Annotated in this window: 28 protein-coding genes; 15 read left to right on the top strand and 13 right to left on the bottom strand. The window is 72.2% G+C overall.

What is annotated here, in order from left to right; all coding sequences use genetic code 11:
* Positions 1-97: 97 nt before the first annotated feature.
* Both ACIRDU_RS22935 and ACIRDU_RS22930 read left to right on the top strand, forming a co-directional pair.
* Entirely contained in the window at positions 98-853 is a 756-nt protein-coding gene (locus ACIRDU_RS22935) for a HipA family kinase (RefSeq protein WP_403582158.1), read from the top strand.
* The gene (locus ACIRDU_RS22930) at positions 850-1263 is read left to right on the top strand and encodes a DUF3037 domain-containing protein (protein WP_403582156.1); all 414 of its coding nucleotides are present in this window, start codon (positions 850-852) and stop codon (positions 1261-1263) included. The genes ACIRDU_RS22935 and ACIRDU_RS22930 overlap by 4 nt, the downstream gene beginning before the upstream one ends.
* Before the next feature lie 16 nt (positions 1264-1279).
* On the opposite strand, the gene ACIRDU_RS22925 is transcribed toward ACIRDU_RS22930, so the two are convergent.
* Positions 1280-1738, bottom strand: a complete 459-nt coding sequence (locus ACIRDU_RS22925; RefSeq protein WP_403582155.1) for an excalibur calcium-binding protein — start codon at positions 1736-1738, stop codon at positions 1280-1282.
* Positions 1739-1967: 229 nt separating this feature from the next.
* Between ACIRDU_RS22925 and fabG the strand changes: the two genes are divergently transcribed.
* The 5 genes from fabG to ACIRDU_RS22900 all read left to right on the top strand — a co-directional run bounded on the left by fabG (position 1968) and on the right by ACIRDU_RS22900 (position 6679).
* A complete protein-coding gene (fabG, locus tag ACIRDU_RS22920) occupies positions 1968-2729 on the top strand; it encodes a 3-oxoacyl-ACP reductase FabG (RefSeq protein WP_031143260.1) in 762 nt (253 codons plus the stop codon).
* Between the two features lie 12 nt (positions 2730-2741).
* Positions 2742-3500 (top strand): SDR family oxidoreductase, encoded by a 759-nt coding sequence (locus ACIRDU_RS22915; protein WP_403582154.1) that lies wholly within the window; start codon positions 2742-2744, stop codon positions 3498-3500.
* A gap of 199 nt (positions 3501-3699) precedes the next feature.
* Positions 3700-5286, top strand: coding sequence for an ABC transporter substrate-binding protein (locus ACIRDU_RS22910; RefSeq protein WP_403582152.1), 1587 nt, complete (start codon positions 3700-3702; stop codon positions 5284-5286).
* Positions 5287-5377: 91 nt separating this feature from the next.
* Positions 5378-6061: a uracil-DNA glycosylase gene (locus ACIRDU_RS22905; RefSeq protein ID WP_033307412.1), complete on the top strand. Its 684-nt coding sequence runs from the start codon at positions 5378-5380 to the stop codon at positions 6059-6061.
* Positions 6062-6178: 117 nt separating this feature from the next.
* Positions 6179-6679 (top strand): hypothetical protein, encoded by a 501-nt coding sequence (locus tag ACIRDU_RS22900; protein WP_403582150.1) that lies wholly within the window; start codon positions 6179-6181, stop codon positions 6677-6679.
* Between the two features lie 9 nt (positions 6680-6688).
* On the opposite strand, the gene ACIRDU_RS22895 is transcribed toward ACIRDU_RS22900, so the two are convergent.
* The 3 genes from ACIRDU_RS22895 to ACIRDU_RS22885 all read right to left on the bottom strand — a co-directional run bounded on the left by ACIRDU_RS22895 (position 6689) and on the right by ACIRDU_RS22885 (position 8466).
* The gene (locus ACIRDU_RS22895; protein WP_403582149.1) at positions 6689-7207 is read right to left on the bottom strand and encodes a hypothetical protein; all 519 of its coding nucleotides are present in this window, start codon (positions 7205-7207) and stop codon (positions 6689-6691) included.
* Positions 7208-7319: 112 nt separating this feature from the next.
* Positions 7320-7832 carry a DinB family protein gene (locus ACIRDU_RS22890; RefSeq protein ID WP_403582147.1) on the bottom strand — a complete coding sequence of 171 codons (513 nt, stop codon included), beginning with the start codon at positions 7830-7832 and terminating at the stop codon, positions 7320-7322.
* 43 nt (positions 7833-7875) lie between these two features.
* Complete coding sequence (locus tag ACIRDU_RS22885) at positions 7876-8466, bottom strand: TetR/AcrR family transcriptional regulator (protein WP_403582146.1); 591 nt, start codon at positions 8464-8466, stop codon at positions 7876-7878.
* Positions 8467-8548: 82 nt separating this feature from the next.
* Here ACIRDU_RS22885 and ACIRDU_RS22880 point away from each other — a divergent pair, with 82 nt between their 5' ends.
* Together ACIRDU_RS22880 and ACIRDU_RS22875 are read left to right on the top strand one after the other, a co-directional pair.
* A complete protein-coding gene (locus ACIRDU_RS22880) occupies positions 8549-9733 on the top strand; it encodes an FAD-dependent monooxygenase (protein WP_403582145.1) in 1185 nt (394 codons plus the stop codon).
* Positions 9734-9746: 13 nt separating this feature from the next.
* Positions 9747-10652, top strand: a complete 906-nt coding sequence (locus ACIRDU_RS22875) for a Gfo/Idh/MocA family protein (RefSeq protein ID WP_403582143.1) — start codon at positions 9747-9749, stop codon at positions 10650-10652.
* Here the strand turns inward: ACIRDU_RS22875 and lnt are convergent.
* Positions 10576-12141 carry an apolipoprotein N-acyltransferase gene (gene lnt, locus ACIRDU_RS22870; RefSeq protein WP_403582142.1) on the bottom strand — a complete coding sequence of 522 codons (1566 nt, stop codon included), beginning with the start codon at positions 12139-12141 and terminating at the stop codon, positions 10576-10578. The genes ACIRDU_RS22875 and lnt overlap by 77 nt on opposite strands.
* A 68-nt stretch (positions 12142-12209) precedes the next feature.
* The gene (locus ACIRDU_RS22865; protein ID WP_403582140.1) at positions 12210-12680 is read right to left on the bottom strand and encodes a nuclear transport factor 2 family protein; all 471 of its coding nucleotides are present in this window, start codon (positions 12678-12680) and stop codon (positions 12210-12212) included.
* Between the two features lie 96 nt (positions 12681-12776).
* Between ACIRDU_RS22865 and ACIRDU_RS22860 the strand changes: the two genes are divergently transcribed.
* Positions 12777-13379, top strand: a complete 603-nt coding sequence (locus tag ACIRDU_RS22860) for a DUF4291 domain-containing protein (protein WP_403582139.1) — start codon at positions 12777-12779, stop codon at positions 13377-13379.
* A 41-nt stretch (positions 13380-13420) separates the two neighbouring features.
* Here ACIRDU_RS22860 and ACIRDU_RS22855 read toward each other — a convergent pair whose 3' ends face one another.
* The 3 genes from ACIRDU_RS22855 to ACIRDU_RS22845 form a co-directional block, all read right to left on the bottom strand.
* A complete protein-coding gene (locus ACIRDU_RS22855; RefSeq protein WP_030835735.1) occupies positions 13421-13600 on the bottom strand; it encodes a hypothetical protein in 180 nt (59 codons plus the stop codon).
* Positions 13601-13697: 97 nt separating this feature from the next.
* Positions 13698-14573 carry an undecaprenyl-diphosphate phosphatase gene (locus ACIRDU_RS22850; protein WP_403582138.1) on the bottom strand — a complete coding sequence of 292 codons (876 nt, stop codon included), beginning with the start codon at positions 14571-14573 and terminating at the stop codon, positions 13698-13700.
* Between the two features lie 159 nt (positions 14574-14732).
* The gene (locus tag ACIRDU_RS22845) at positions 14733-15203 is read right to left on the bottom strand and encodes a winged helix-turn-helix transcriptional regulator (protein WP_403582136.1); all 471 of its coding nucleotides are present in this window, start codon (positions 15201-15203) and stop codon (positions 14733-14735) included.
* 93 nt (positions 15204-15296) lie between these two features.
* On the opposite strand from ACIRDU_RS22845, the gene ACIRDU_RS22840 reads away from it, so the two are divergent.
* On the top strand, positions 15297-16466 hold the full coding sequence (locus ACIRDU_RS22840) for a thiolase family protein (RefSeq protein WP_403582134.1): 1170 nt from the start codon (positions 15297-15299) through the stop codon (positions 16464-16466).
* Positions 16467-16487: 21 nt separating this feature from the next.
* Here ACIRDU_RS22840 and ACIRDU_RS22835 read toward each other — a convergent pair whose 3' ends face one another.
* On the bottom strand, positions 16488-17279 hold the full coding sequence (locus tag ACIRDU_RS22835) for a TVP38/TMEM64 family protein (RefSeq protein ID WP_403582133.1): 792 nt from the start codon (positions 17277-17279) through the stop codon (positions 16488-16490).
* A 340-nt stretch (positions 17280-17619) separates the two neighbouring features.
* Here ACIRDU_RS22835 and tuf point away from each other — a divergent pair, with 340 nt between their 5' ends.
* Positions 17620-18789 (top strand): elongation factor Tu, encoded by a 1170-nt coding sequence (gene tuf, locus ACIRDU_RS22830; protein ID WP_403582131.1) that lies wholly within the window; start codon positions 17620-17622, stop codon positions 18787-18789.
* 45 nt (positions 18790-18834) lie between these two features.
* On the top strand, positions 18835-19680 hold the full coding sequence (locus ACIRDU_RS22825) for a spermidine synthase (RefSeq protein ID WP_403582129.1): 846 nt from the start codon (positions 18835-18837) through the stop codon (positions 19678-19680).
* Here the strand turns inward: ACIRDU_RS22825 and ACIRDU_RS22820 are convergent.
* On the bottom strand, positions 19642-19809 hold the full coding sequence (locus ACIRDU_RS22820; protein ID WP_403582128.1) for a hypothetical protein: 168 nt from the start codon (positions 19807-19809) through the stop codon (positions 19642-19644). The two genes, ACIRDU_RS22825 and ACIRDU_RS22820, sit on opposite strands and share 39 nt — an antisense overlap.
* A gap of 281 nt (positions 19810-20090) precedes the next feature.
* On the bottom strand, positions 20091-21107 hold the full coding sequence (locus tag ACIRDU_RS22815) for a hypothetical protein (protein WP_403582127.1): 1017 nt from the start codon (positions 21105-21107) through the stop codon (positions 20091-20093).
* 162 nt (positions 21108-21269) lie between these two features.
* On the opposite strand from ACIRDU_RS22815, the gene ACIRDU_RS22810 reads away from it, so the two are divergent.
* Entirely contained in the window at positions 21270-21722 is a 453-nt protein-coding gene (locus ACIRDU_RS22810) for a DUF4442 domain-containing protein (protein ID WP_403582125.1), read from the top strand.
* Positions 21723-21885: 163 nt separating this feature from the next.
* On the opposite strand, the gene ACIRDU_RS22805 is transcribed toward ACIRDU_RS22810, so the two are convergent.
* Positions 21886-22431, bottom strand: coding sequence for a sugar phosphate nucleotidyltransferase (locus ACIRDU_RS22805; RefSeq protein WP_403582123.1), 546 nt, complete (start codon positions 22429-22431; stop codon positions 21886-21888).
* Positions 22432-22735: 304 nt separating this feature from the next.
* Between ACIRDU_RS22805 and ACIRDU_RS22800 the strand changes: the two genes are divergently transcribed.
* Positions 22736-24595: an RICIN domain-containing protein gene (locus tag ACIRDU_RS22800; protein WP_403582121.1), complete on the top strand. Its 1860-nt coding sequence runs from the start codon at positions 22736-22738 to the stop codon at positions 24593-24595.
* Positions 24596-25076 lie beyond the last annotated feature (481 nt).

Below are 25076 nucleotides of genomic sequence, written 5' to 3'. Positions count from 1 at the left end.
CGTGGGTAAAGCCGGGCTGTCGGTTCGCTGTCGGGTTCCGGGGCCGGCGCCGCGAGGCCGACGCCGGGGTCCGGGCCGGCGTCAGTAACCTGGGGCGATGCTCAAGGAAGTGATCGCGACCCGGTTCATCACGCCTCTGCGCGAGGGCGGTTCGCTGCCGGGTCTCGTCGAGGCCGACGACTTCGGCACCTACGTCCTGAAGTTCACCGGCGCGGGACAGGGCCGCAAGACACTCGTCGCCGAGGTGGTCTGCGGGGAGCTCGCCCGCCGCCTGGGGCTGCGCATGCCGCGCCTGGTCACCGTCGAGCTCGACCCGGAGCTGGGGCTCGGTGAACCCGACGAGCAGGTGCAGAGCCTGCTCCGGTCCAGCGGCGGCACCAACCTCGGCATGGACTTCCTCTCCGGCGCGCTCGGCTTCGACCCGCTCGCCTTCTCGGTGAGCCCCGAAGAGGCCGGACGTGTGGTCTGGTTCGACGCGCTGATCAACAACGTCGACCGGTCCTGGCGCAACCCCAACCTGCTGAGGTGGCGGGACGAGCTGTGGCTCGTCGACCACGGCGCGTCGATGATCTGGCACCACAACTGGCCCGGCGTGGAGGCCTCAGCCGCGCGCCCGTACGACGCCTCCGACCACGCGCTGGCGTCCTTCGCGCCCGATGTCGCCTCCGCCGCCGCCGAGTCGGCACCCCTGGTCACCGAGGAACTCCTCGCCGACGTGACCGCGCAGATCCCGGACGCCTGGCTCACGGACGAACCCGGCTTCGCCACTCCGGACGACCTGAGGCGGGCCTACGCGCGACCGCTGCTCGCCCGGGCCGCCGTCATCCACGACCGCATCCAGGGGCTCAAGTGAACGACCGGCACATCATCAAGGGCGGGCCGCGGGACCGCCACGTCTACGAGTACGCCGTTCTGCGCGTCGTCCCGCGCGTCGAACGCGGTGAGTGCATCAACGCCGGCGTCCTGGTCTACTGCCGCGCCGAGGCCTACGTCGGTGCCCGCACCCACCTCGACGAGACCCGCCTGCTGGCCCTCGACCCCCGGGCCGACGTGGCCGGGGTCCGAGCCGCCCTGAGGGCCGTGGAGGGGCTGTGCGCGGGCGGTACCGCGGCCGGCCAGGCGGCCTCCGACGACCCGGGCCGCCGCTTCCGCTGGCTCGTCGCCCCCCGCTCCACGATCGTCCAGCCCGGCCCCGTGCACACGGGCCTGACCACGGACCCGGCGGCGGAGACCGAGCGGTTGCTGGACCTGCTGGTGAGATGACGCAAGCCCCCGGCCGTCAGCGTCGGCGGCGCTTCACCACGTAACCGGCGGCGACGGCGGCACCCACCGCGAAGGTCAGGCCGATGGCGACGTCCCAGTCGCTCGGCCCGGAGGCCACCGCACCTCCGATCCCGCCTCGCACGCCCCGGGTCGGGGCGCTCGTGGGACTGGCGGTGACGGGAGCGGAGGGGCTGATGGCGGGACTGACGAAGGGACTGGGGAAGGGGTGGGGCGAAGTGGTGGGGGAGATGACACCGCGGTGGGCCAAGGCCTCACACGCGATGCCGTCGTCCGGGCCCTGGTCCTCGTCGAGTCTGTGGGGATCGCTCGGATCCGCGTCGAAGAAGGACTGCGCGTCCTCCTGGAAGGAGAAGTCACGGCAGTTCAGGTCCTGCCGGGCATGAGCGGGGTCGGCCAACGGCACGATCGCGGCGATCGCGAACAGTGTGCCTATGGCGCCGGTACGACGGTGCATGGAGTGCCTCTCTTCCGGCCGCGAGTGGCTCGCGCTCCGACGCTATGCGCCGAGGGGCACGGCGGCGCGCCGCCGTAGGCCGATCGGGTTCCCGGGGGACGCCGCCGGGCAGGGTGGGTCCGGGTGATGGATCACATGCCGCCCTCGGCCGTTGACACCGCGTGCCAGGGCTTCTAGCGTCACACCCACTGAAGGTACTAAGCGGTCGCTCACCTGAGGAGAAGCAGTCATGTCCACCACTGAGCAGCGGGTTGCCGTCGTGACCGGTGCCGCGCGCGGTATCGGTGCCGCCACCGCCGTACGACTGGCCGCCGAGGGCCGCGCGGTCGCCGTGCTCGACCTCGACGAGGCGGCCTGCAAGGACACCGTCGAGAAGATCACCGCCGCGGGCGGCAAGGCCCTCGCGGTCGGGTGCGACGTCTCGGACGAGGCACAGGTCGAGGCGGCCGTCGCCCGGATCGCCGAGGAGCTCGGCGCGCCGACGATCCTGGTCAACAACGCGGGAGTGCTGCGTGACAACCTGCTGTTCAAGATGAGCGTCTCCGACTGGGACACCGTCATGAACGTGCACCTGCGTGGCGCCTTCCTGATGTCCAAGGCCTGCCAGAAGCACATGGTGGACGCGGGCTTCGGCCGGATCGTCAACCTGTCGTCGTCGTCCGCGCTCGGCAACCGCGGTCAGGTGAACTACTCGGCCGCCAAGGCGGGTCTGCAGGGCTTCACCAAGACCCTCGCCAAGGAGCTCGGCAAGTTCGGCGTCACCGCCAACTCCGTCGCCCCCGGTTTCATCGCCACCGAGATGACCAAGGCCACCGCCGACCGGGTCGGCATGGGCTTCGAGGACTTCAAGGCCGCCGCCGCCACCCAGATCCCGGTGGCCCGGGTGGGCGAGCCGGAGGACATCGCCAACGCCATCGCCTTCTTCACCGGCGAGGCGGCCGGGTTCGTCTCCGGCCAGGTGCTGTACGTGGCCGGCGGACCGCTCGACTAAGGGACGAAGAACATGACTTCCGTGGAACTCTCCGGCAAGGTCGCCCTCGTCACGGGCGCCAGCCGCGGCATCGGCTACGGCGTCGCCGAGGCGCTGGTCGCGCGCGGTGACCGCGTGTGCATCACCGGCCGCAACGAGGACGCCCTCAAGGAGGCCGTCGAGCAGCTCGGCGCCGACCGCGCGGTCTACGTCGCCGGCAAGGCGCACGACGAGGCCCACCAGGCCGTCGCCGTCGAGCGCACGATGGAGGCCTTCGGCCGCGTCGACTACCTGGTCAACAACGCGGGCACCAACCCGGTGTTCGGGCCGATCGCCGACCTCGACCTGAACGTCGCCCGCAAGGTCTTCGAGACCAATGTCGTCTCGGCGCTCGGCTTCGCCCAGCGGACCTGGCACGCCTGGCAGAAGGACAACGGCGGCGCGATCGTCAACATCGCCTCCGTCGCCGGCCTCTCGCCCTCACCGTTCATCGGCGCGTACGGCGTCAGCAAGGCCGCGATGATCAACCTGACCGTGCAGCTCGCGCACGAGTTCGCGCCGAAGGTGCGGGTCAACGCCATCGCCCCGGCGGTCGTGAAGACCAAGTTCGCCCAGGCCCTGTACGAGGGCCGGGAGGAGGAGGCCGCCGCGGCCTACCCGCTGGGCAGGCTCGGCGTGCCCGCCGACATCGGCGGGGCGGCCGCGTTCCTCACCTCCGAGCAGTCCGGCTGGGTCACCGGCCAGACGCTCGTCGTGGACGGCGGCATCTTCCTCAACGCCGGGACCGGCTGACGGGGACCGCGCACGCGGATCGGCACGGGCGCCCGTTGACACGAACGGCGCCCGTGTCGGCGTAAAGGCATCGCAAAGGGCGATGACAACGTCGTCAAAGGTTTATCGATCAAGAGGTCATGCACCGGGGAGGGCCGACGGGCGCGGCACTGCGGTATGGTCTGCCGACCCTTGGTATGGCAGATCGAGGAGCGTGCGCGTGTTCAACCGGAATCGATGCCTGCGGCGGGTGGCGGCCATCGCGTCCATATCGTCCCTGCTCGCCGGATGCGGCGTGCTGTCGTCCGACACCCCGGAGGACGAAGGACCGATCGTCGTGGGCACCACCAGTGCGCCCAGCACGCTCGACCCTGCCGCTTCGTGGGACAGCTCCTGGGAGCTGTTCCGCAACATCTACCAAACGCTCCTGAGCTATCCGACCGGGTCGAGCGAGCCCCAGCCCGACGCCGCCGAGAGCTGCGGCTTCAGCGACTCCTCGAACCAGGTGTACCGCTGCGAGCTGCGCGAGGGCCTGAAGTTCTCCAACGGCGACGCGCTCGACGCCCAAGCGGTGAAGTACTCGATCGACCGGATCCGCAAGATCAACGTCAACGGCGGCCCGGCCGGACTGCTGGGCAGTCTCGAACGGGTCCAGGCGCCGAACGACCGTGAGGTGATCTTCCACCTCAACAAGCCCGACGCGACCTTCCCGTTCGTGCTCGCCACCCCCGCCATGTCGATCGTGTCCCCGGAGGCCTACCCGGAGGACAGCCTGCGCAAGAGCGGTGACGTGGTCGGGTCCGGGCCGTACACCCTCGACTCGTACTCCGACGGCAAGGAAGCCGTCCTCGTCCGCAACGACGCCTACAAGGGCTACGCGGAGCGCCGCAACGACGCCGTGACCGTCCGGTACTTCCAGGGTTCCGACGCCATGGTCAAGGCCCTGCGGGACAAGGAGATCGACGTGACCTACCGCGGTCTGGCCGCCGGTGACGTCGTCGAGCTCCAGAGCAAGACCTCCACGGACGAGGAGATCCAGCTCGTCGAGGGCACCGGCACCGACATCAACTACCTGGTGTTCAACCCGAAGGACCCCTGGGCGAACAAGAAGGCCGTGCGCCAGGCCATCGCGCAGGTCGTCGACCGGGCGGCGATCGCCCACAAGGTCTACAAGGACACCGTCGACCCGCTGTACTCCATGGTCCCCAAGGGCCTCACGGGCCACACCACGGGCTTCTTCGACGACTACGGCGACCCCGACGTCGCCAAGGCCCGCAAGATCCTCACCGAGGCCGGCATCAACCAGCGCGTCCCGCTCACCTTCTGGTACACGAGCGACCGTTACGGCTCCGAGACCGCCGGGGAGTTCAAGGAGCTGGAACGCCAGCTCGAGGCCTCCGGCCTGTTCACGATCAGCCTGAAGAGCCGCCCCTGGAAGACGTACGTCGAGGGCTACCAGAAGGGCGAATATCCGGTGTTCGGACGCGGCTGGTTCCCCGACTTCCCGGACGCCGAGAACTTCATCGCGCCGTTCGTCGGCAACCAGAACGCTCTCGGTACGCCCTACCCGGCCCCCGAGATCACCGGTGACCTGCTGCCCCGGTCGCGCCGGGAGAGCGACCGCGCGAACGTGGTGAAGGAGTTCGAGGAGGCCCAGCAGATCCTCGTGGACGACGCGCGGCTGCTGCCGCTGTGGCAGGGCCGGCAGTACGTGGCGGCGAGCCGGGACGTCTCGGGCGCCGAGCGGGCCCTGGACCCGTCGACGATCATGATGTTGTGGGAGCTGCACCGCAAGACGGCCTGGTAGCGGGCCGGCCTCGGGCTCTCCCGGGCACGTTGTCAGTGGTCGCCTGTAGGTTCTGTGGCCTGAAGTGACCGCACATCGTGAGGACGTTGACGTGACCGACATCGCCATGCTGCCCGAGTCCTGGCGCGGGGTTCTGGGTGACGAGCTGCAGCAGCCCTGGTTCAAGGAGCTGACGGAGTTCGTCGAGGAGGAGCGGGCGAAGGGTCCCGTCCATCCGCCGCGCGAGGAGGTCTTCGCCGCGCTGGACGCCACGCCGTACGAGGGGGTCAAGGTGCTGATCCTCGGCCAGGACCCGTACCACGGCGAGGGGCAGGGGCACGGGCTGTGCTTCTCGGTCCGGCCGGGTGTGCGGATCCCGCCGTCCCTGCGCAACATCTACAAGGAGATGCATGAGGAGCTGGGCACGCCGATCCCGGACAACGGCTATCTGATGCCGTGGGCCGAGCAGGGCGTGCTGCTGCTCAACGCGGTGCTCACGGTCCGCGGCGGCGAGGCCAACTCGCACAAGGGCCGGGGCTGGGAGAAGTTCACCGACGCCGTGATCCGGGCCGTGGCCGAGCGCCCCGACCCGGCGGTCTTCGTGCTGTGGGGCAACTACGCGCAGAAGAAGCTCCCCCTGATCGACGAGTCCCGGCACGCGGTCATCAAGGGCGCGCATCCCTCGCCCCTGTCGGCGAAGAAGTTCTTCGGCTCGCGTCCCTTCACGCAGATCAACGAGGCGGTGGCGGCGCAGGGCCACACCCCGATCGACTGGACGATCCCGAACCTGGGCTGAGGCGCGCCGGCCGTACGTCCGTGACGGGCCCGGCGGTGTCCGGAGCCGCCTGAGCCGGATCGCCCTCGCCTGCGGTTAGCGTCGGCGGGAACAGCCGGCGAGTGCGCGGAGGGTGTCGTGGCGGAGCGACAGGGGCAGGCGGTGCCGGATGCCGTGCTGACGCGGATCGGGCAGGTCGTCATGCTGCACCACGCGGGGGACCGGGAGGAGGCCCGGCACCGGTTCCTCGGCCTGTGGGCGGAGATCGGCGAGCACGGCGACCCGCTGCACCGCTGCACCCTCGCCCACTACCTGGCCGACACCCAGGACGACCCGGCGGACGAACTGGCCTGGGACCTGCGCGCGTTGACGGCGGCCGAGGAGGCCAGGGAGAAAGGCCCCGCGCTGACCGCGGTGACCGCGTTCTACCCCTCCTTGCACCTGAACCTGGCGGACGACTACATCAGACTCGGTCGGCGCGATGCCGCCCGCACGCACCTGCGGTGGGCCCGGGAAGCCGCCACCGCCCTCGCCGACGACAGCTACGGCGGCGGCGTGCGGGCGGCCATCGGACGGCTGGAGTCCCGGCTGGGAGAGGGCGGCCCGGGAACGTGGACACCGCCACGCCAGCGGCCCTGACACGGCAGATCAACGCCCGTACGCGTCGCGGCAGATCGTCGCCTCCGGGCTGTCCGCCCGCCACCCCCCGTAGCGCCTGCCGAGCGCGCACACGTGGGAGCTGTCCGGGACGCTCTTCTCGACGTCCCGCCGTACCGACTCGGAGACGTCGGGCAGGCCGGCGTGCGACCGCTGGGGGCCGTGCGGGGCGGGCTCGGGGCGTTCCGGACGCGGGGGGTGCGGACGGACGCCGCGGTGGCCGGGCTGCGGCTGCCCGCGTTCCGGCGAGGCCGCCGGGGGCGTGGCCGGGCGGGGGACCGAAGCGGCCGGCTCCGGGCGACGGGACGCCTCTTCGATGAGTTGCAGGGCCTCACGGGCCGGTGCCTGCACGACCTGCGTCTCCGCCTCCCTCTCCGGCTGCGGCGCCGACGGCCCGGACGGCACCGCCGAGGGCCCCGGCGCGGGGGGATGCGGGACCGTCGTACAGCCGGAGAGGGCCGAGACCGCCACGGTTACCAGGAGCGTCGCTGTGGTCGTCGTTCGATGCACCCGCGCAACTCTGGTGCGTCCGGCCCGAGATGGGGCGGCGGACGGGCGGACGATGCCCCGGACGGGTGATCTCGCACCCTGTACGAAGGGCTCGGGCGTGACGGGGGTGACGTCAGTCGCCGGTCGCGCCGTCGATGCGCTCGCGGATCAGGTCGGCGTGGCCGTTGTGCCGCGCGTACTCCTCGATCATGTGGGTGTAGAGCCACCGCAGGTTGAACCGCTCGTCGGTGCGCCGGTGCTTGCCCTCGGTGATGTCGTCCAGGCCGAAGCGGGCCGCGTTGCGCCGGGCCGTGTCGATCTCGGCCTGCCAGGTGTCGTACGCCTCCTGCCAGGTGTCCGCCCCGGTGAGGTGGAACTCGCCGTCCGGGTCCTCGTCGCTCCAGTAGATCGGCCCGACGTCCTCGCCCGTCAGCACCCGGCGGAACCAGCTCCGCTCGACGTCCGCCATGTGCCGCACCAGCCCCATCAGGGACAGGTCGGAGGGCTCCACCGCTGCGGACCTGAGCTGCTCGTCGCCCAGGCCCTCGCACTTCCAGGCGAGGGTCTGCCGGTGGAAGTCCAGCCAGCCCTCCAGCATGGTGCGTTCGTCGGCTGTGGGGGCGGGCATGCTGCGCTCGTTCGTCATGGACCCATCCTTTCCGAGCCACCCCTGGCGCACCACAAGATTTTCAGCCCCTGAGCATCCCCTCCAGCAGTTCCCGCAGCCCGGCCCGCACCTCGTCCAGGCTCGGCACCTCGGCACCGAACGACCCCGCCACGCAGCTGAACATCAGCCCGTCCGCCCAGGCGATCAGCGACAGGGTGTGCCGGGCCGGGTCCGTCGAGCCCATGCCGGTGACCAGGACGGAGAGCTGGTCCCGGAAGCGGGCGCCGGTGGCGTCGAAGTAGGCCCGCAGCTCGGGGCGGCGCGTCGCCTCCAGGGCCAGTTCGTAGCGGGCGAGCGTGAGTGCGCGGTTGCCCGTCAGGGCCCGGTGGGTCGCCAGGGCCAGCGCGTCCACCAGGGGGCCGGTCCCGGCCCGGGGGTCCGGCAACTCGTGCAGCCCCAGCACCCGCGCCTCACGGTCGGCCAGGCGCCGCACCGCCAGTTCCAGCAGGGCCTGCCGGGTCCGCGCGAGGTTGGAGGTGGAGCCCTGGGGGAGCCCGGCCGCCTCGTCGACGGCCCGGTGCGTGAGGCCGCGCATCCCGCGCTCGGCGAGCAGGGCGAGCGCGGTGTCGGCGACGAGGTCGGAGCGGGCGGGGCCGGCGGTGCGTACGGACATGGGGCTCACGCTACCGGTCTGACTACACCTGTAGTAACGTCGACGGTGTCACTACAGATGTAGTCGGATACCAGGAGGAGCCATGACACAGCCGAGGCGTGCCGTCGTGATCGGCGGCGGTATCGGGGGCCTGACCGCTGCGGTCGCCCTGCACCGGCGCGGCCTGCGGGTCACCGTGCTGGAGCGCGCCCGCTCGCTGGAGCCGGTCGGTGCCGCGATCTCCCTCGCGCCCAACGCCCTGCGCGCACTGGACGTCATCGGCCTCGGCGACGAGATCCGCGGCCTCGCCGCCTGGTCGGGGGACGGGGGCTTGCGCACCCCGAGCGGGCGGTGGTTCTCCCGCTCCTCCGCCGAGGCCGCCGCCGCGCGCTTCGGCGGCCCGCTCGTACTGCTGCACCGCGCCACCCTCATCGAGTGTCTCGCCGCCCTGCTCCCGGCGGACGCCGTCCGCACGGACGCCGCCGCGGCCCTCGCCGACAGCGGCGGCCCCGGCCGGCCGGCCCGCGTCACGACCGCGGACGGCGAGCTCGAAGCCGACCTGGTGGTCGGTGCGGACGGCCTCCGGTCCGCCGTACGCGGGGCACTCTTCCCCCGCCACCCGGGGCCCGTCTACTCCGGCTTCACCACCTGGCGGGTCGTGATCCCCGTCCCCGGAGCCCGGTTCGCCTCGCACGAGACCTGGGGCCGGGGCCGCATCTGGGGCACCCACCCGCTGAAGGACGGCCGCGTCTACGCCTACGGCGGCGCCCTGACCCCCGCCGGCGGCCGGGCACCCGACGACGAGAAGTCCGAGCTGCTGCGCCGCTTCGGTGACTGGCACGACCCGATCCCCGCCGTGCTCGCCGCCACCCGCCCCGAGGACGTCCTGCGCCACGACGTCCACCACATCGCCGAGCCCCTGCCCGCCTACCACCACGGCCGGGTCGCCCTGCTCGGCGACGCCGCGCACGCCATGCCACCGAGCCTCGGCCAGGGCGGCAACCAGGCGATCGAGGACGCGGTCGTGCTCGCCCACCACTGCGACGACCTCGCCGCCTACACCGCCGCCCGGCTGCCGCGTACGACCGCCATCGCGCGCCAGGCCGTGAGGGCGGCCCGGCTCAGCCTCATGAGCAGCCGGGCCGGTATCGCCCTGCGCGACACGGCCGTGGCCGCACTGTCGAAGGCCGGGCCCGCCCTGTTCCTGCGCAGCTTCGACGGCATCGCGGACTGGGCGCCCCCACAGCGGCCGTATGCTTCCGAGCAGACCCCGGCAGGCAACGGCTAGAGGAGATCACCCCGTGAAGGTCGGCTGCATCGGACTCGGTGACATCGCGCAGAAGGCCTACCTCCCCGTCCTCGCCTTCCAGCCCGGGGTCGAACTGCACCTGCAGACCCGTACGCCCGCCACGCTCGACCGGGTCGCCGACCACCTCCACCTCCCGCCGGAGCGGCGGCACACCACCCTCGACTCCCTGCTGGCTGCGGACCTCGACGCGGCCTTCGTGCACGCGCCCACGCTCGTGCACCCGGAGATCGTGACGCGGCTCCTGGAAGCGGGCGTACCGACGTACGTCGACAAGCCGCTCGCCTACGAACTCGACGACTCCGCGCGGCTGGTGGCACTCGCCGAGGAGCGCGGCGTGAGCCTCGCCGTCGGCTTCAACCGGCGCCACGCCCCCGGCTACACGCAGTGCGCGGACCATCCGCGCGAGCTGATCCTGATGCAGAAGAACCGCATCGGGCTGCCGGAGGACCCGCGCTCGATGATCCTCGACGACTTCATCCACGTCGTCGACACCCTCCGGTTCCTGGTGCCCGGCGAGATCGACGACGTGACCGTGCGCGCCCGTGTCCAGGACGGTCTGCTGCACCACCTGGTGCTCCAGCTCGCCGGGGACGGCTTCACCGCGCTCGGCGTGATGAACCGGCTCAGCGGTTCCGCCGAGGAGATCCTGGAGGTGTCCGGGCAGGACACCAAACGGCAGGTCGTCAACCTCGCCGAGGTCGTCGACCACAAGGGGCAGCCGACCGTGCGGCGGCGCGGGGACTGGGTGCCGGTGGCCCGGCAGCGCGGGATCGAGCAGGCGGTGCTCGCGTTCCTCGACGCGGTCCGGGCGGGCAAGGTGCTCAGCGCCCGGGACGCGCTGGAGACCCATGAACTGTGCGAGCGGGTGGTACGCGCGGTTCAGGAGCGGACCGCCTGAGCCGCAGGGTCCGTACGCCCTCGCCGGCGGCCCACAGGGCGAGGATCAGCATCGCCGCGTGCACCGTCCAGTCACCGTGACGCACGTAGGGCGTGGTGCCGTGGGCGAGGGGGATCTCGTAGACCCGCGCGGCGGAGGCGTCCGTACCGAGCCACGATCCGACGCGCTGTCCGCCCGGGCCGAAGACGGCGGAGACGCCCGTCAGGGTCGAGTGCACCATGGGGCGGCCGGTCTCGGCGGCCCGCAGCGCGGCGAGCGACGCGTGCTGCTCGGGCGCCCAGCTGTGCTGGAACGTGGACGTCGCCGACTGACCGATCAGCACGTCGACGCCCTCCCGCGTGAGGTGGCGGGTCATGTCCGGAAAGGCCGTCTCGAAGCACACCAGCGGGCCGACGCGCAGATCGTCCCCGATGTTCATCACGATCGGCTGCGAGCCGCGCCTGCGGTCCTCGCCCGCGGCTTTGCCGACGGAGGTGGCCCAGCCGAGCAGGGACCGGGCCGGGATGTACTCGCCGAACGGCACGAGCCGCATCTTGTCGTAGCGCTCGCCGGTCAGACCGTCGGGCCCGACCAGGACGGAACTCTTGTAGATGCCGGGCTTGTCGGAGCGCCGGGCGTCCACGTTGACCAGGATGTCGGCGCCCGTCGCGCGGGACAGGTCCGCGAGCCGCCGGGCGTGGTCGGGCCGGTCGCCGAGGTCGAAGCCGACGCTGCTCTCGCCCCAGACGATCAGGTCGACGTCCTGGCCGGCGAGCCGGCGGGTGAGCTGCTCCTCGCGGGCGAACCGGCTGTCCGGGCCCGCGATGACGCCCGGCTGCACGACGGCGATCCTGACCTGGCCGTCCACGGCGGGGCGGGGCGAGAACGTCCAGGCGGCGGAGCCCGCAGTGGCCGTGACGACCAGAGCGGCCACCGCGGGCACCCGGGCCCTTCGGACCGCGACGAGGACGGCGACGGCGACGTTGACGGCCACGAGCAGGAAGCTGAGCAGCCACACCCCGCCGACCGAGGCGAGCCGCAGCGCGGCCTCGACCTGCCACTGACTGCTGCCGAGCATGCCCCAGGGGCCGCCGAGCCCCTGCCAGGAACGGACCAGCTCGACGGCCAGCCAGCCCGAGGGCAGCACCAGCAGCGCCACCGCGACCTGTCCCCGGGTGGGGACGGCGCCCAGGAGACGGCGCACCAGATAGCCCCACGGGGCCCACAGGGCGCCGAGAAGGGCGGCGAGGACGAACGTGAACACGTGCAGGCTCGGCAGCAGCCAGTGGTGCATCACCAGCATGAACCCGAAACCGCCGCACCAGCCGTCCCATGCGGCGCGCTTCCCGGTCGGCGCGGTGCGCAGCAGCAGGAGCCAGGGCACCAGGGCGATGTACGCCCACCACCACAGGGACGGCGCGGGGAAGGCGAGGACGGGGAGGGCGCCCGCGACCGCCGCGGCGACCGAGCGGCGCCGGGGGGAGTCGAGCCAGTGGCCGAGCGTCTTCATAGGCGCCTCCTACCCGCTGGTGCCTCCAGTGTGCGCCCCGCGGACGATCTAGGACACCGGACGCCGGGTCAGTGGACCACAGGTGCCGTCCGCGGCTCGGGAAGGCGCCGCCACTTCTCCCGTACGACCACCTCGCTCAGCCGCCAGCCGTCGTCCGTGCGCAGCACCGCGAAGCCGTACCGGCCGCCGCACACGAAGTCGGGGGAGGGCCCGGCGGTGGCCATGGGGTTGACGTAGTCGGCCTGGACCTCGGCCGTGTCGCCGGTGTCCTGCTCCCAGATCCCGAAGCGCACCCGCCGGTTGACGATCAGATGCTGCCGCATCGGGAACAGCCGCAGGCTCTCCGCGAGCCACGCGGCGACCGCCCCGGCCTCTCCCTCGATGCCGCCGGCCGAGCGGTAGTCCGCCCGTCCCCGGGGGGCGAACAGCTCCCGGTACGCTTCCCAGTCGCCGTCGTCGACCGCCACCGCGTAGTCGGTGATCAGCCCGTCGACGGCCAGTCGGTCTCTCACGGTGGCGAGCTCCACGCGCTGCGTCATCGCCTCAGTGTTGGGCATGGCGGGGGGTGGGCCAAGAGCCGTGCGGGTGCGATATTGGGTGGCCGCCGACGGGCACCCGGGCCCAGCCTGTCCCTCGTGAACGATCGACACGAACCGAGATTCCGGATACGCGCCCGCCACACCGACTCCACGATCACCGTCTACCAGGCCTACCGCCCGGAGATCGGCGGCCCCGCCGCCCGCCTCGGCCGCTTCCCGTCGTCCTGGAAGCGGGAGCGCATGACCTGGATCAAGCCGTCGTTCCTGTGGATGATGTACCGCTGCGGCTGGGGCACCAAGGAGGGCCAGGAGACGGTCCTGGCGATCGAGATCGACCGTGCGGGCTTCCTCTGGGCGCTGCGCAACGCCTGCCTGTCCCACCACGTGCCCGCTGTGCATGGCGACCGGGCCGACTGGAAGCGGCAGTTGAGGCAGGCGCCGACGCGCGTGCAGTGGGATCCGGAACGGGATGTGCGTCTCAACCCGCTGCCGTACCGGTCGCTTCAGCTGGGGCTGGCGGGGGAGGCGGCCGCGCGGTACGCGGACGAGTGGATCGTGGGGATCGAGGACGTCACGCCGCTCGCCGCGAAGATCCACGGGCGGGTGCGGGCGGGTCGACTGGAGTCGGCCGCGGGGCTGTTGCCCGAGGAGCGGCCGTACGACGTCGATGACGAGGTGCTGGCGCGGCTGCGCGCCTAGGAGCCTCGCGTCACGGGTCGGGAGGGGGCTGGCGGAGCTGCTCAGGCCGCCCTGACGACGCCGCCTCGGATCGCGGCCGCCCACTCGACGACGAGGAGCTCGTACTCCGCGCGCTCCTCGGCCGACAGGGTGCCGCCCGTGCGCTGCCACAGCGCACGGATCTCGTCGTTGACCTCGGCAGCGGACCGCACGGAACCAGGGGTCACGAAATCGGGGGACATGCGGACAAGCCTAGGGGCAGCCACTGACAGCCCGCTACCGGACGGCTACCCGATCGCTATGCGGTTGGTCACGAGACCCGGGTCACAGGACCCCGGGTCAGCCCGCCGACTCGGCCGCGTGCGGGCTCAGGGCACCCATGCTGACCAGGACGATGATGAGGATGCCGAGCGCGATGCGGTAATAGACGAACGGCATGAAGCTCTTGGTCGAGATGAACTTCATGAACCACGCGATCACCGCGTATCCGACCCCGAAGGCGATGATCGTCGCGAAGATCGTGGGGCCCCACGAGACATGGCCGCCCTCCGTGGCGTCCTTGAGCTCGAACAGGCCGGAGGCGAGCACCGCGGGGATGGCGAGGAGGAAGGAGTAGCGGGCCGCGGCCTCGCGCTTGTAGCCCATGAACAGGCCGCCGCTGATGGTGGCGCCGGAGCGGGAGACGCCCGGGACGAGCGCCATGGCCTGGCAGACGCCGTAGATCAGGCCGTCCCGTACGCCCAGGTCCTCGAGGGCCTTGCGCTGCTTGGGCGCGCGGTGCTTGCCGCCGCTCTCGTCACGGGCCGCGAGCCGGTCGGCGATGCCCAGGACGATGCCCATGCCGATCAGCATCGTCGCGGTGATCCGCAGATCGCGGAACGGCCCCTCGATCTGGTCCTTCAGCGTCACGCCGAGCACACCGATCGGGATCGAGCCGACGATCACGAGCCAGCCCATCCGGGCGTCGGGGTCGCTGCGCAGCGACTTGTCCGTGAGCGAGCGCGTCCACGCCGAGATGATCCGCCCGATGTCCTTGCGGAAGTAGATCAGCACGGCGGCCTCCGTGCCGATCTGCGTGATCGCCGTGAAGGCCGCGCCCGGGTCGTCCCAGCGCGCGAAGGCCGCCGTCAGGCGCAGGTGGGCGCTGGAGGAGACGGGGAGGAACTCGGTCAGCCCCTGGACGAGTCCGAGGATGAGTGATTCGAACCAAGACATGAGGTAGCGGAGTCCAAGTGCCGATCGTGGGACGGACGACGGGCGCACCGGGCCGCCGTTGCGATGAACGGGGGATCATGTGTGCCGAGGGGGAAGCGTAGCGTCCCCAGGAGGCCGCTCGGACACAGGGGTTTGGAAGCCGCTCGCGACCAGCGATGATCAGGCGGCGGTGGGTCCCGTCACCGTCCAGCCGGGCGCCTGGGGGCGGGCCGTGAGGTCCTCGTGGCGCACTTCGTCGCCGCAGGCGCGGCAGGTGACGGCCGGGGCGAGGGGGCGGCCGCAGGAGTGCTCCAGGACCATCGGGCGGTCACCGTCGGCCCGGAGATGGCGGTCGCCCCACGCCATGAGGGTCATCAGCACCGGCTCCAGCTCCAGTCCCGCCCGGGTCGGCCGGTACTCGAAGCGCTGCGGGCGCTCGCTGTAGAGGTGCTTGGCCAGGATTCCGGCGTCGACGAGCCGACGCAGCCGGGTGGCGAGGATGTCGCGCGGGGCGCCGATGTTGCGCACCAGCTGGTCGAACCGCCCGTTGCCCAGGCACACCTCCCGCAGCACGAGCAGCGAGTACTTCTCGCCGACGAGCGCCAGGGTGTCGGCGATGGAGCAGGGGCGCGGGTCTTTGGGGGCGGCCATGGGGCTCAGTCTAGAAGAGGGTTGGAATTTCCAACCCTGCGGGCTACGGTGAGTTCGGATTTCCTACTCACCGGTAGTCGTGGAGGCCCGCACATGCGTGACGCAGTCATCGTCGAAGCCGTACGCACCCCGATCGGCAAGGGCAAGCCGAACGGCGCCCTTGCGCACGTCCACCCCGTGGAGCTCCTCGCCCACACCCTGCGCACCCTCGTCGAGCGGTCCGGGATCGACCCGGCGCTGATCGACGACGTCATCGGCGGCACCGTCGACCAGGTCGGCGAGCAGGCCATGAACACCACCCGCTACGCCGTGCTGTCGGCGGGCTTCCCGGAGTCGGTGCCCGCGACCACCGTGGACCGCCAGTGCGGCTCCTCTCAGCAGGCCGTGCACTTCGCGGCGCAGGGCGTTCTCTCGGGCGCGTACGACCTGGTCGTGGCCTGCGGGGTGGAGTCGATGAGCCGGGTGCCGATGTGGTCGAACGTGCCCGCGGGCGCGGATCCCTTCGGCCCCGGGGTCGCCGCGCGCTACCCGGAGGGGCTCGTCCCGCAGGGGATCAGTGCCGAGCTGATCGCCGCCAAGTGGTCGATCGGCCGCGAGCAGATGGACGCCTTCGCCGTCTCCTCGCACCAGAAGGCCGGCGCGGCCTGGCAGAGCGGGCTCTTCGACGCCGAGGTCGCGCCGCTGGAGGGGGTCGCGCGCGACGAGTGCGTACGGCCCGGTAGCACCACCGAGATCCTCGCCGGGCTCAAGCCCGCCTACCACGACCCCGTCTTCGCCGATCGCTTCCCGCAGATCGAGTGGAACGTCACGGCGGGCAACGCCAGCCCGATCAACGACGGGGCCTCGGCGGTGCTCATCACGTCGAGCGAGACGGCGGCCCGGCTCGGGCTGCGCCCGCTCGCCCGGCTGCACAGCTTCGCCGTCACCGGTTCCGACCCCCTGCTGATGCTCACGGGCGTCATCCCGGCGACCGAGAAGGTGCTGCGCAAGGCGTCGCTGACCCTCGACGACATCGACCTGTTCGAGGTCAACGAGGCGTTCTCCAGCGTCGTACTGGCCTGGCGGCAGGAGACCGGCGCCGACCTCGCCCGGGTCAATGTGCACGGCGGCGCCATCGCGCTCGGGCATCCCCTCGGTGCGAGCGGTACCCGTCTGACGACGACGCTGGTGCACGCGATGCGGGAACGCAAGGCCCGGTACGCGCTCCAGACCATGTGCGAGGCGGGCGGGCTCGCCAACGCCATGGTGCTGGAACGGGTGTGACCGAGCGGGTGTGACGGTTCGTCAGAGGTGGCGCAGCTGGTGCCGCTTGCGCCAGGCAACCACCACGCCCGCCAGCGCGGGCAGGGCGATGCACGCCAGGGCGATCAGGAAGGCGGGAGAGGTCGGGGCGGAGGCGCGGGCGCCCGCGACGACATACGCGGCGGTGTTCGGGATCGAACCGAGGCCCGTGGCCAGCAGGAACGGCAGCAGGCCCATGCGGGAGACGGAGGCGCAGTAGTTCGCGGCCCAGAAGGGCACACCCGGGAACAGCCGCACCGCCAGCATCGAGCGGAAGCCGTGCCGGCTGAGCTGGCCGTCCGCGGCCTTCAGCCAGCGCCCCCGCAGCAGCGGCCGCAGGGCGTCCTGGCCCAGCGCCCGGCCCAGGCAGAAGGCGATCCCGGCACCGAGCACCGTGCCCGCCAGGGCGACGCCGAGGCCGAGCTGAGAACCGAACAGGGCGCCCGCGGCGAGGTTCAGCAGCGGCCTCGGCACGAACGCCACGGTGCACACGCCGTACGCCACCGCGAACACCGCCGCCGCCGCGGCTCCGCCGAGCTGCGGCGGCCAGCCCTCCGTCAGCAGCCGCTGCGGCTCGAAGAGCAGCACTCCGCACGCGCCGGCGGCGAGCAGCGCGACGAGCAGGGACAGCCGCGACCACGGGGAGAGCAGAACTCTCGTGCAGCGGGCGGCGAAACCGGTGGGTACGGCGGGCGAGGCGGTCGGTGCCGGGGGAACGGCGACGGCGAGCTCCGCGGCGGTGGCCCGGGGAGAGGCCGTGGCGGTGCCCCCAGAGCGGGTGGTGGCATCGAGCATCCGGTGACACTAACCGACAAATGTGTGTGATCGCCGTATGGTTCGTCTCACGAGCGTCACAGGTCGCCGTGCGCAACCCCCTGTGCAGGCAACCGAAAACCATTCGACGTGCGGTAAAGCGTCGGCAATGATCGACCTCATGTTCCGGCACGCCTTCACCCTCGCAGCATCCGTGGTCACGGATGCCCCGAAGGCTGCCGTCGCCGTGCTCACGGCCGTTGCCGACGGCGCCCGAAGCTGACCCTCTCCGGTTCGTCCGGCGGCCCCGCAGGGGGAGGGTCGGGCAGGTCCTCGGGGTCCCACTTCCTTCTCCGCTGATCAGACGCTTCGAGGTACAGCCATGTCCAAGACGGCCTACGTCCGCACGAAACCGCATCTCAACATCGGCACGATGGGTCATGTCGACCACGGCAAGACCACCCTGACGGCCGCCATCACCAAAGTCCTCGCCGACCGCGGCAGCGGCGCGTTCGTGCCGTTCGACCGGATCGACCGGGCGCCCGAGGAGGCGGCGCGCGGCATCACCATCAACATCGCGCACGTCGAGTACGAGACCGACACCCGGCACTACGCGCACGTCGACATGCCGGGCCACGCCGACTACGTCAAGAACATGGTCACCGGCGCCGCCCAGCTCGACGGGGCGATCCTCGTCGTCTCCGCGCTCGACGGAATCATGCCGCAGACCGCCGAGCACGTCCTGCTCGCCCGGCAGGTGGGCGTCGACCACATCGTGGTCGCCCTCAACAAGGCCGACGCGGGGGACGAGGAGCTGACCGACCTGGTCGAGCTGGAGGTCCGCGACCTGCTCACCGGGCACGGCTACGGCGGTGACTCCGTACCCGTCGTACGGGTCTCCGGCCTGAAGGCGCTGGAGGGGGACCCGCGCTGGACGGCGTCGATCGAGGCGCTGCTCGACGCGGTGGACACGTATGTGCCGATGCCGGAGCGGTATCTGGACGCGCCGTTCCTGCTGTCGGTCGAGAACGTGCTGACCATCACCGGGCGGGGAACCGTGGTGACCGGGGCGGTCGAGCGGGGCGTGGTGCACGTCGGCGACCGGGTCGAGGTCCTCGGGGCGTCCGTCGAGACGGTGGTCACCGGGCTGGAGACCTTCGGGAAGCCGATGGAGGAGGCGCAGGCCGGGGACAACGTGGCGTTGCTGCTGCGGGGGGTCCCGCGGGATGCCGTCCGGCGGGGGCATGTCGTCGCCGCGCCGGGCAGTGTCGTGCCGAGTCGTCGGTTCACCGCGCAGGTCTATGTGCTGTCCGCACGTGAGGGCGGGCGCACGACGGCTGTCTCCAGCGGTTACCGGCCGCAGTTCTACATCCGTACGGCGGACGTGGTCGGTGACGTCGACCTGGGGGAGGCCGCTGTGGCCCGGCCCGGGGACACGGTCGTCATGACCGTGGAGCTGGGGCGGGACGTGCCGTTGGAGGCGGGACTCGGGTTCGCCATTCGTGAGGGCGGGCGGACTGTGGGGGCGGGGACCGTGACCGTGGTGGGTTGAGGTCGCGCCCCTCGAAGGCCTCCCGCACAAAGGCACAATGGAGAGGTGAACGAAGCCATACCCGTCGCCCGCTCGGTCGATCACGGGTTCGCCAAGCTGATGCCGGACATCGATCGGGAACGGGCCTGGTTGCTGACCGTGGACGGGGCGCCGCAGTCCTACGTCGATCTCGACGATCCCGCGCACCTGGAGTTCGAGTACACGCGGCGGCTCGGCCATGTGCTGGATGTCGTGGCCGAGCCGGGGCTGGCGCAGGACGTGGTGCATCTCGGGGGTGGGGCGCTCACGTTGCCCCGGTACCTGGCCGCGACCCGGCCGGGGTCCCGGCAGGACGTGGTCGAGGCCGACCGGGGGCTGCTGGAGCTGGTGGCCGAGCGGCTGCCGCTGCCGGAAGGCGCGGGCATCGCCCTGCACGCGGCGGACGCACGGGTCTGGCTGGAGAGCGCCCCCGCGGCCTCGGCGGACGTTCTCGTCGTGGACGTCTTCAGCGGGTCGCGGGTGCCGGCGCACCTCACCTCCCTCACCTACGTCCGTGAGGCCGCGCGGGTGCTGCGGGACGGCGGGGTGTATCTCGCCAATCTCCCCGATGCGGCGCCGTTCGGCTTCCTGCGGTCGCAACTCGCCACGCTGGCCACCGTCTTCGAGGAACTCGTGCTGATCGCCGAGCCGGGGGTGCTGCGGGGGCGGCGGTTCGGGAACGCGGTGCTCGTGGCCGGGCGGCGGTCCGTCGACGTCGCCGCCCTCGCCCGGCTCACCGCCGCCGACGCCTTCCCGGCCCGGGTCGAACACGGCTCCGCGTTGCGGGAGTTCATCGGGGATGCGCGGGCGGTGCGGGACGAGGACGCCGTGCCCTCACCCGAGCCCCCCGACGGGGCGTTCGGCATCGGCTGACGCGCGCCCGGTGCCGCCCCGGGCCATCGGTGTGGTCCGGCGGCGCAGGTTCAGGACGTCGGCCGAGACCATCGTGCGGTGCCGGGGCAGCCGGTCGGCGACGGCGCCGCCGATCAGCAGGAACAGCACCAGCGGCAGGGTCCGCGCCGCAGCCCGCCCTGATGGGTCTGCGGGGGCTCCGGGAGGAGGCGGTGGGGGACGTCACGGGCGACTGCCCGGGGCCCGTGTGACCGGGACTGCGCCAACTGCTCCGGCAACCCCTGGGTCTGCATCGGCAGCCGCCGGGTCGACGACGAGTGCATCTCGGGGCGCCGGGTCTACCGCGGGCACCTGAAGGGTTGCCCCCTCGCGATGCTTCGGTGAGCCGGGCCCGCCCCTGTCGCGGGGGGCGGGCCCGTTCCGTTTCCGGGTCAGCCGCCGGTCGGCTCGCCGTGCAGCCGGACCGTGCTGAGGATCTTCATGACGGTTTTCTCGGGCACTTCGCCCTTGACGCCCTTGGCGCCGAAGAAGCTCCACGCGACGAAGTCGCCGGCGGAGTTCTTGAAGCCGAACGTGACCGCCTTGCCGTCGCTCGCGCACTTGCCCTTGTCGGGCGTGTTCTCCGAGTGCGCCCAGGCGACGCTGCCCTTCACGCCCGAGGCGGTGGTGTAGGGCTTGGCCTTGTCGTCGGTCTTGACACTCTTCTTGTCCGGCTGCGTGTACCCGCCGTACACCCACCAGGCCACCTGGTTGACCGCGACCTCGTCCGTGTTCTTCGCGCCGTCGGCACCCTTGGTGCCCGCCCCGGCCAGCGACTCGGTCTCGGTCCTGCCGTCCTTGTTGTCGTCGCTCGTGCACCACTTGGACTTGTAGAACGCCGGTGCCGACATGATGATCAGTGGCTTGCCGTCGTCGGACTTCTCGTCCTCGAAGAAGACGGACGAGGTCGGGGAGGCCACCTCCCAGTCCGCCGGGACGTCGAAGGCGGTGCCCCACTTGGGGTTGATGACGACCTTCCAGCCCTTGACCGTGGGCTGCTCCCCCTCGCCGCCGCGGGGGTTGTCGCCCGTGGCGGGGGTGCTGGGCTCCGCGGCCGACGGGCTCGCCGACGTCTGGTCGCTCTTGCCGGTCTTGCCGCCGTCCGCCGTGTCGTCCTTGTCGCCGCCCAGCACCAGGAAGCCGGTCACGCCGGCCGCCACGACCACCGCCGTGGCGGCGATGATCGCGACCAGCTTCGTCCGGTTGCCGCCGCCACCGCCCTGCGGGGGCTGCGGCGCACCGGCCGGAGCGGGGGTGCCCCACTGCGGCTGCTGCCCATAGGGGTTGGGCTGCTGCTGGTACCCCGGCTGCTGCTGGTACGGATTCGGCTGCTGGTACCCCGGCTGCTGGTACGGGTTGTTCCCTTGCGGGTTCTGCTCGCCCCCGGGCGGCTGCTGTCCTGGCCACATGGGCAGCCACCCTAGCCGCGCCCCGGACACGATTCGGTCACCGCCCGTGGACGCAGACGTGACAACCCGGGGACGGGGGGTGGGGCGGATGCCGTGCGGCCCGGTGCGGCGGTCGTCACACCTCCCTGGTCAGCTGTCTCTACTCGTGAGTAACATGCGGTCATGAGCGCAGACCAGATGTCCATCGGCGAGATGCTCGCCGCCACGGTGCCCATGGCCCGGACCCTGAACCTCGAGTTCCTGGAGACCTCGCCGGAGCGGGCGGTGGTGTCGCTGCCGGACCAGAGCGAGTACCACAACCACGTGGGCGGCCCGCACGCCGGAGCGATGTTCACGCTCGGCGAGTCCGCGAGCGGGGCGATCGTGCTGGCCGCGTTCGGGGACCAGCTCTCGCGCGCGGTGCCGCTCGCGGTCAGCGCCGAGATCTCCTACAAGAAGCTGGCGATGGGCGCCGTCACCGCGACGGCCACCCTCGGCCGCCCGGCCGCCGAGGTCGTCGCCCAGCTGGACGCCGGTGAGCGCCCCGAGTTTCCGGTGGCCATCGCCATCCAGCGGGCCGACGGTGCCGTGACCGGCGAGATGACGGTCGTGTGGACCCTGCGGCCCAACGGCTGATCAGGCTGTCGTGTGTGCGGGACCCCGGCCGGGCGCCGGGGCTTTCGCATGTATCAGGCCGCCACGTCCCGGTGCCCGGGACGCGCGCCGTCCAGCTCCCCGAGGAACCCCCTGAGTCACGCCACGAACTCCGGCCCCGGGTCGGGCCGTTCGCAGGCCGGCCTCACCACCCTCCGCAGATAGCCGGCCTTGTCGTCGGTGTCGTGGCGCAGGCCCTTGAAGACGACTCCCGCACCGTGCAGCCCGCGGCCGGCTCCCGCAGGGCGTCGGTCAGCTGGATCTCGCCGCCCCGGCCGGGCGGGGTGCGCTCCAGGACGGAGAAGACGGCCCGGTCGAGGACGTAGCGGCCGATGACCGCGTAGCGGCTGGGCGCGTGCTGCCGGGCCGGTTTCTCCACCGGGCCCGTGACGCGGACGACGTCCTCCTCGCCGGTCGGCTCGACGGTGGCGCAGCCGTAGCGGTGGATCTGCTCCGGCGGGGCCTCCATCAGGGCGATCACGCTGCCGAGCCGGCGGTCGCGGACGTCGAGCATCCGGCTGAGAAGGGTCTCGCGCGGGTCGATCAGGTCGTCGCCGAGGAGGACGGCGAAGGGCTGGTCGCCGACATGGCCCGCGACCTGATCAAACGGCAGGTCCGAGGCCGAGCGGCTCGCCCTGCCGGATGTGGCCCATGCCGGCGCGCGGAGTCGGGAGCGCGTCGGGAGCCGCATGGGAGAGCGCTGTGAAGTTGGAGATTTCGTGGACCAACCGCCTTTGCGTGCCCACAACTCGCGTCCTGAGCAACCGTGTTTTCGAAAGCCGGTGCGGATACCGCCGGTAACATATCTGAATTCGCCGCGTTTTGAACCTGGGTCATCCGAACTCCTTGTTACCTGTCAGTCGCGTGTGCGAAAGTGAGCCGCCTCACAGCCGAGTCCGCAGCTGACGCGGCACAGGTATGCACCAATCACGCACCTGCTTTCCGACGGACGCGCAATTCGCCTGCCCGTTCTGCGGCTGGAAGGAAATGGTTCCGTGCAATCCCCCTACCCCCCACGCCCGCCGTACCCGCCACGACCCGGAGCGGGACCCACGGAGTCCGACCGCAATCTCCTCGCCCGGGCCGGCTCTCCCGACGAAGGGCCGCGCGCCGTCGCGCTGTTGCTGGCGCGGCACTGGCGCGCGGTCTACGAATACGCCGTGATCTGCCTGGCCTCCTCGGAGTATTCCGCGTCCATGGCGGCGGCCGCCGCCTTCCGCGGCGAACTGGCCCGGCCGGGCGGCGGCGCCCTGCGTCCGCGGCTGCTCGCGGCCGTCCGGGAGACGGTCGGACAGTGGGCCGCCGACGACGGCATTTCCCACGTCCTGCCGGAACTCCGCAAAACCGTCGGAGCCCGCGGCCTGCGCGCCGCCCGGTCCAGTACGCCCGAAAGGCGACGTCTCGCGGAGCGCGCTTTCCGCGGCCTTCCGGGGGCTTCCCAATGCCTGCTCTGGCACACCGAGGTCGAGGCCGAGCCCATATCCGTACCGGCCGGTCTGCTGGGAGTGGATGCCGCTACCGCGTCGGCCGCCCTGGAGCAGGCACGCGAGCAATTCCGGACGGGGTGCGTGCGAGCGCACCGGGAACTCGCACCGACGCGGGAATGCCGCTACTACAACCGCCTGCTGGACGTTCCCATGCGTCGCGGCGGGGCCCTGCTGCCGGATGTGCAACGGCATCTCATGGCGTGCCGCTACTGCCGCCACGCCGCCGAACAACTCAGCCATTTCGAGGGCGGTCTGGAAGACCTGCTCGTCGAGACGGTGCTCGGCTGGGGCGCCCGCCGCTACCTCGAGTCACGGCCGGGCCGCGACGAGCACCGAAGCGTGCTGCCCGCCGGCGGACGCCACCGCCTCCGGGCCCGTGCCCTGCCGGCGGACGGCCGGCCCGGGTCCCCGAGAAGGCACACGAAGGCGCTGGCCGCCGCGGTCGGGGTGACCTCCCTCGTGCTGCTGGCGACCCTGCTCGCCGCCCGGGGCTGGACGGAGGAGAACGGCACCGCCGGCCCGCAGGCCACCTGGGGCGCGGTCAGCGGCCATTCCGTCGATCCGGACGGCGCGGGATCCTCGCCCGTGGGACCGGACTCCACGCGATCGTCCGAGGGATCCTCGTCCGCCGGCTCACCGTCGGCCGCCTCCGTGGGCAGCTCCGCCGAAGTGGCCCGTGGGCGACTGCGCAACCTCGACGCCGGCCTGTGCCTCGACGTCCTGGGCGGCCGGACCCGGGCCGACGCCCGCATCGTGCTGGCCGCCTGCTCCACGGTCGGGTCCCAGCGGTGGTCGTACCAGGACGACGGCGCCCTGCGCAGCGCCGCCGACCCCACCCTGTGCCTCGGCTCGGACACGGCCGGAGCCTCGGTCGTCCTGGCCGACTGCCTCGTACACGCCGGAGTCGTCCGCTACGACCTGACCGTGCGCGGCGAACTCCTGCCGCGCGGCGGCAAGGGACTGGCCGTCGCCCCCGGGAAGGGCCGGGACGTGATCGTCACCGGACGCGACGGATCCGAGGCGCAACGCTGGGTGCTCGAACCGGCGGCCACCCCCACGAGGCCGGGCGAGACCCGAAAGAAGCGTGCCGAGGACGCTCCGCGGGAGAGTCGCCGGGAGCGGAAGAAGCAGCCGTACGACGACGCCCCGCCCGGCCCCCGGCCCGGGCCGCCGCGCACCGGATCGCAGGAGCTGCCGCAGGAGCGGTACGAGACGCGGTTCGCGCAGGCGGACTGTTGTGAAGAGGCGGAGTCCGAGGCCGGTGGGGCCGGCCCGCGGCCCGGTCCCGACGCCCTCGGCTCAGCCGCCACCGCGACCGCCACCGTGGCCGACGCCGTGACGACGCTCCACTCCGCCGCGCTGCCGTAGAACGGCCGGGGTCGCCCACCCGGGCGACCCCGTGGACAGAGAATCACCCGCCCCGCCCGCGGTGCCCGACGGGGCGTCAGGCCGGGCCCGGCGGTCCGCCCCGCTGCCTGCTCGGTAGGGCGATCGCCGCCGCCGCGGCGCCCGTCCCGTCCCCACGCGCGGAGCGGAACCGCGTCCCGCGCGGAGGCGCTGCTCGCCCGGCTCACCCTCGACGAGCAGATCTCCCCGCCGCGCACGGATCACCGACCCACGCCCGCTCGGCCGGGCGGGCTACGTCCCGGAAATGGAACGCCTCGGTATCCCGCCGCTGCGACTGGCCGACGGCCCGTCCTCGTCGCCTTCACGCTCCGCGACACCGGCCCTCGCGACGAACCAGCCGGTACGCGTGCCGACCGGACACCGGCGGCTCAGCCGCGGCTGCGGCTGAACGCGAGGGTCGGCGGCCGACACCGAGCGGGGGCGGAGCGTGCCCGAGAGGCGC

Source organism: Streptomyces sp. NPDC093598, from assembly GCF_044764825.1.
Taxonomy (GTDB): domain Bacteria; phylum Actinomycetota; class Actinomycetes; order Streptomycetales; family Streptomycetaceae; genus Streptomyces.
This window is presented reverse-complemented; position numbering and strand designations above follow the sequence as displayed.

Coding starts and splice junctions, on each gene's coding strand:
- tuf (WP_403582131.1), top strand. CDS start 17,620: ATGTCCAAGACGGCCTACGTCCGCACGAAACCGCATCTCAACATCGGC.
- ACIRDU_RS22835 (WP_403582133.1), bottom strand. CDS start 17,279: ATGCTCGATGCCACCACCCGCTCTGGGGGCACCGCCACGGCCTCTCCC.
- ACIRDU_RS22805 (WP_403582123.1), bottom strand. CDS start 22,431: ATGCGGCTCCCGACGCGCTCCCGACTCCGCGCGCCGGCATGGGCCACA.
- ACIRDU_RS22925 (WP_403582155.1), bottom strand. CDS start 1,738: ATGCACCGTCGTACCGGCGCCATAGGCACACTGTTCGCGATCGCCGCG.
- ACIRDU_RS22815 (WP_403582127.1), bottom strand. CDS start 21,107: ATGTGGCCAGGACAGCAGCCGCCCGGGGGCGAGCAGAACCCGCAAGGG.
- ACIRDU_RS22885 (WP_403582146.1), bottom strand. CDS start 8,466: ATGTCCGTACGCACCGCCGGCCCCGCCCGCTCCGACCTCGTCGCCGAC.
- lnt (WP_403582142.1), bottom strand. CDS start 12,141: ATGAAGACGCTCGGCCACTGGCTCGACTCCCCCCGGCGCCGCTCGGTC.
- ACIRDU_RS22840 (WP_403582134.1), top strand. CDS start 15,297: ATGCGTGACGCAGTCATCGTCGAAGCCGTACGCACCCCGATCGGCAAG.
- ACIRDU_RS22880 (WP_403582145.1), top strand. CDS start 8,549: ATGACACAGCCGAGGCGTGCCGTCGTGATCGGCGGCGGTATCGGGGGC.
- ACIRDU_RS22935 (WP_403582158.1), top strand. CDS start 98: ATGCTCAAGGAAGTGATCGCGACCCGGTTCATCACGCCTCTGCGCGAG.
- ACIRDU_RS22865 (WP_403582140.1), bottom strand. CDS start 12,680: ATGACGCAGCGCGTGGAGCTCGCCACCGTGAGAGACCGACTGGCCGTC.
- ACIRDU_RS22850 (WP_403582138.1), bottom strand. CDS start 14,573: ATGTCTTGGTTCGAATCACTCATCCTCGGACTCGTCCAGGGGCTGACC.
- ACIRDU_RS22890 (WP_403582147.1), bottom strand. CDS start 7,832: ATGACGAACGAGCGCAGCATGCCCGCCCCCACAGCCGACGAACGCACC.
- ACIRDU_RS22845 (WP_403582136.1), bottom strand. CDS start 15,203: ATGGCCGCCCCCAAAGACCCGCGCCCCTGCTCCATCGCCGACACCCTG.
- ACIRDU_RS22915 (WP_403582154.1), top strand. CDS start 2,742: ATGACTTCCGTGGAACTCTCCGGCAAGGTCGCCCTCGTCACGGGCGCC.
- ACIRDU_RS22855 (WP_030835735.1), bottom strand. CDS start 13,600: ATGTCCCCCGATTTCGTGACCCCTGGTTCCGTGCGGTCCGCTGCCGAG.
- ACIRDU_RS22810 (WP_403582125.1), top strand. CDS start 21,270: ATGAGCGCAGACCAGATGTCCATCGGCGAGATGCTCGCCGCCACGGTG.
- fabG (WP_031143260.1), top strand. CDS start 1,968: ATGTCCACCACTGAGCAGCGGGTTGCCGTCGTGACCGGTGCCGCGCGC.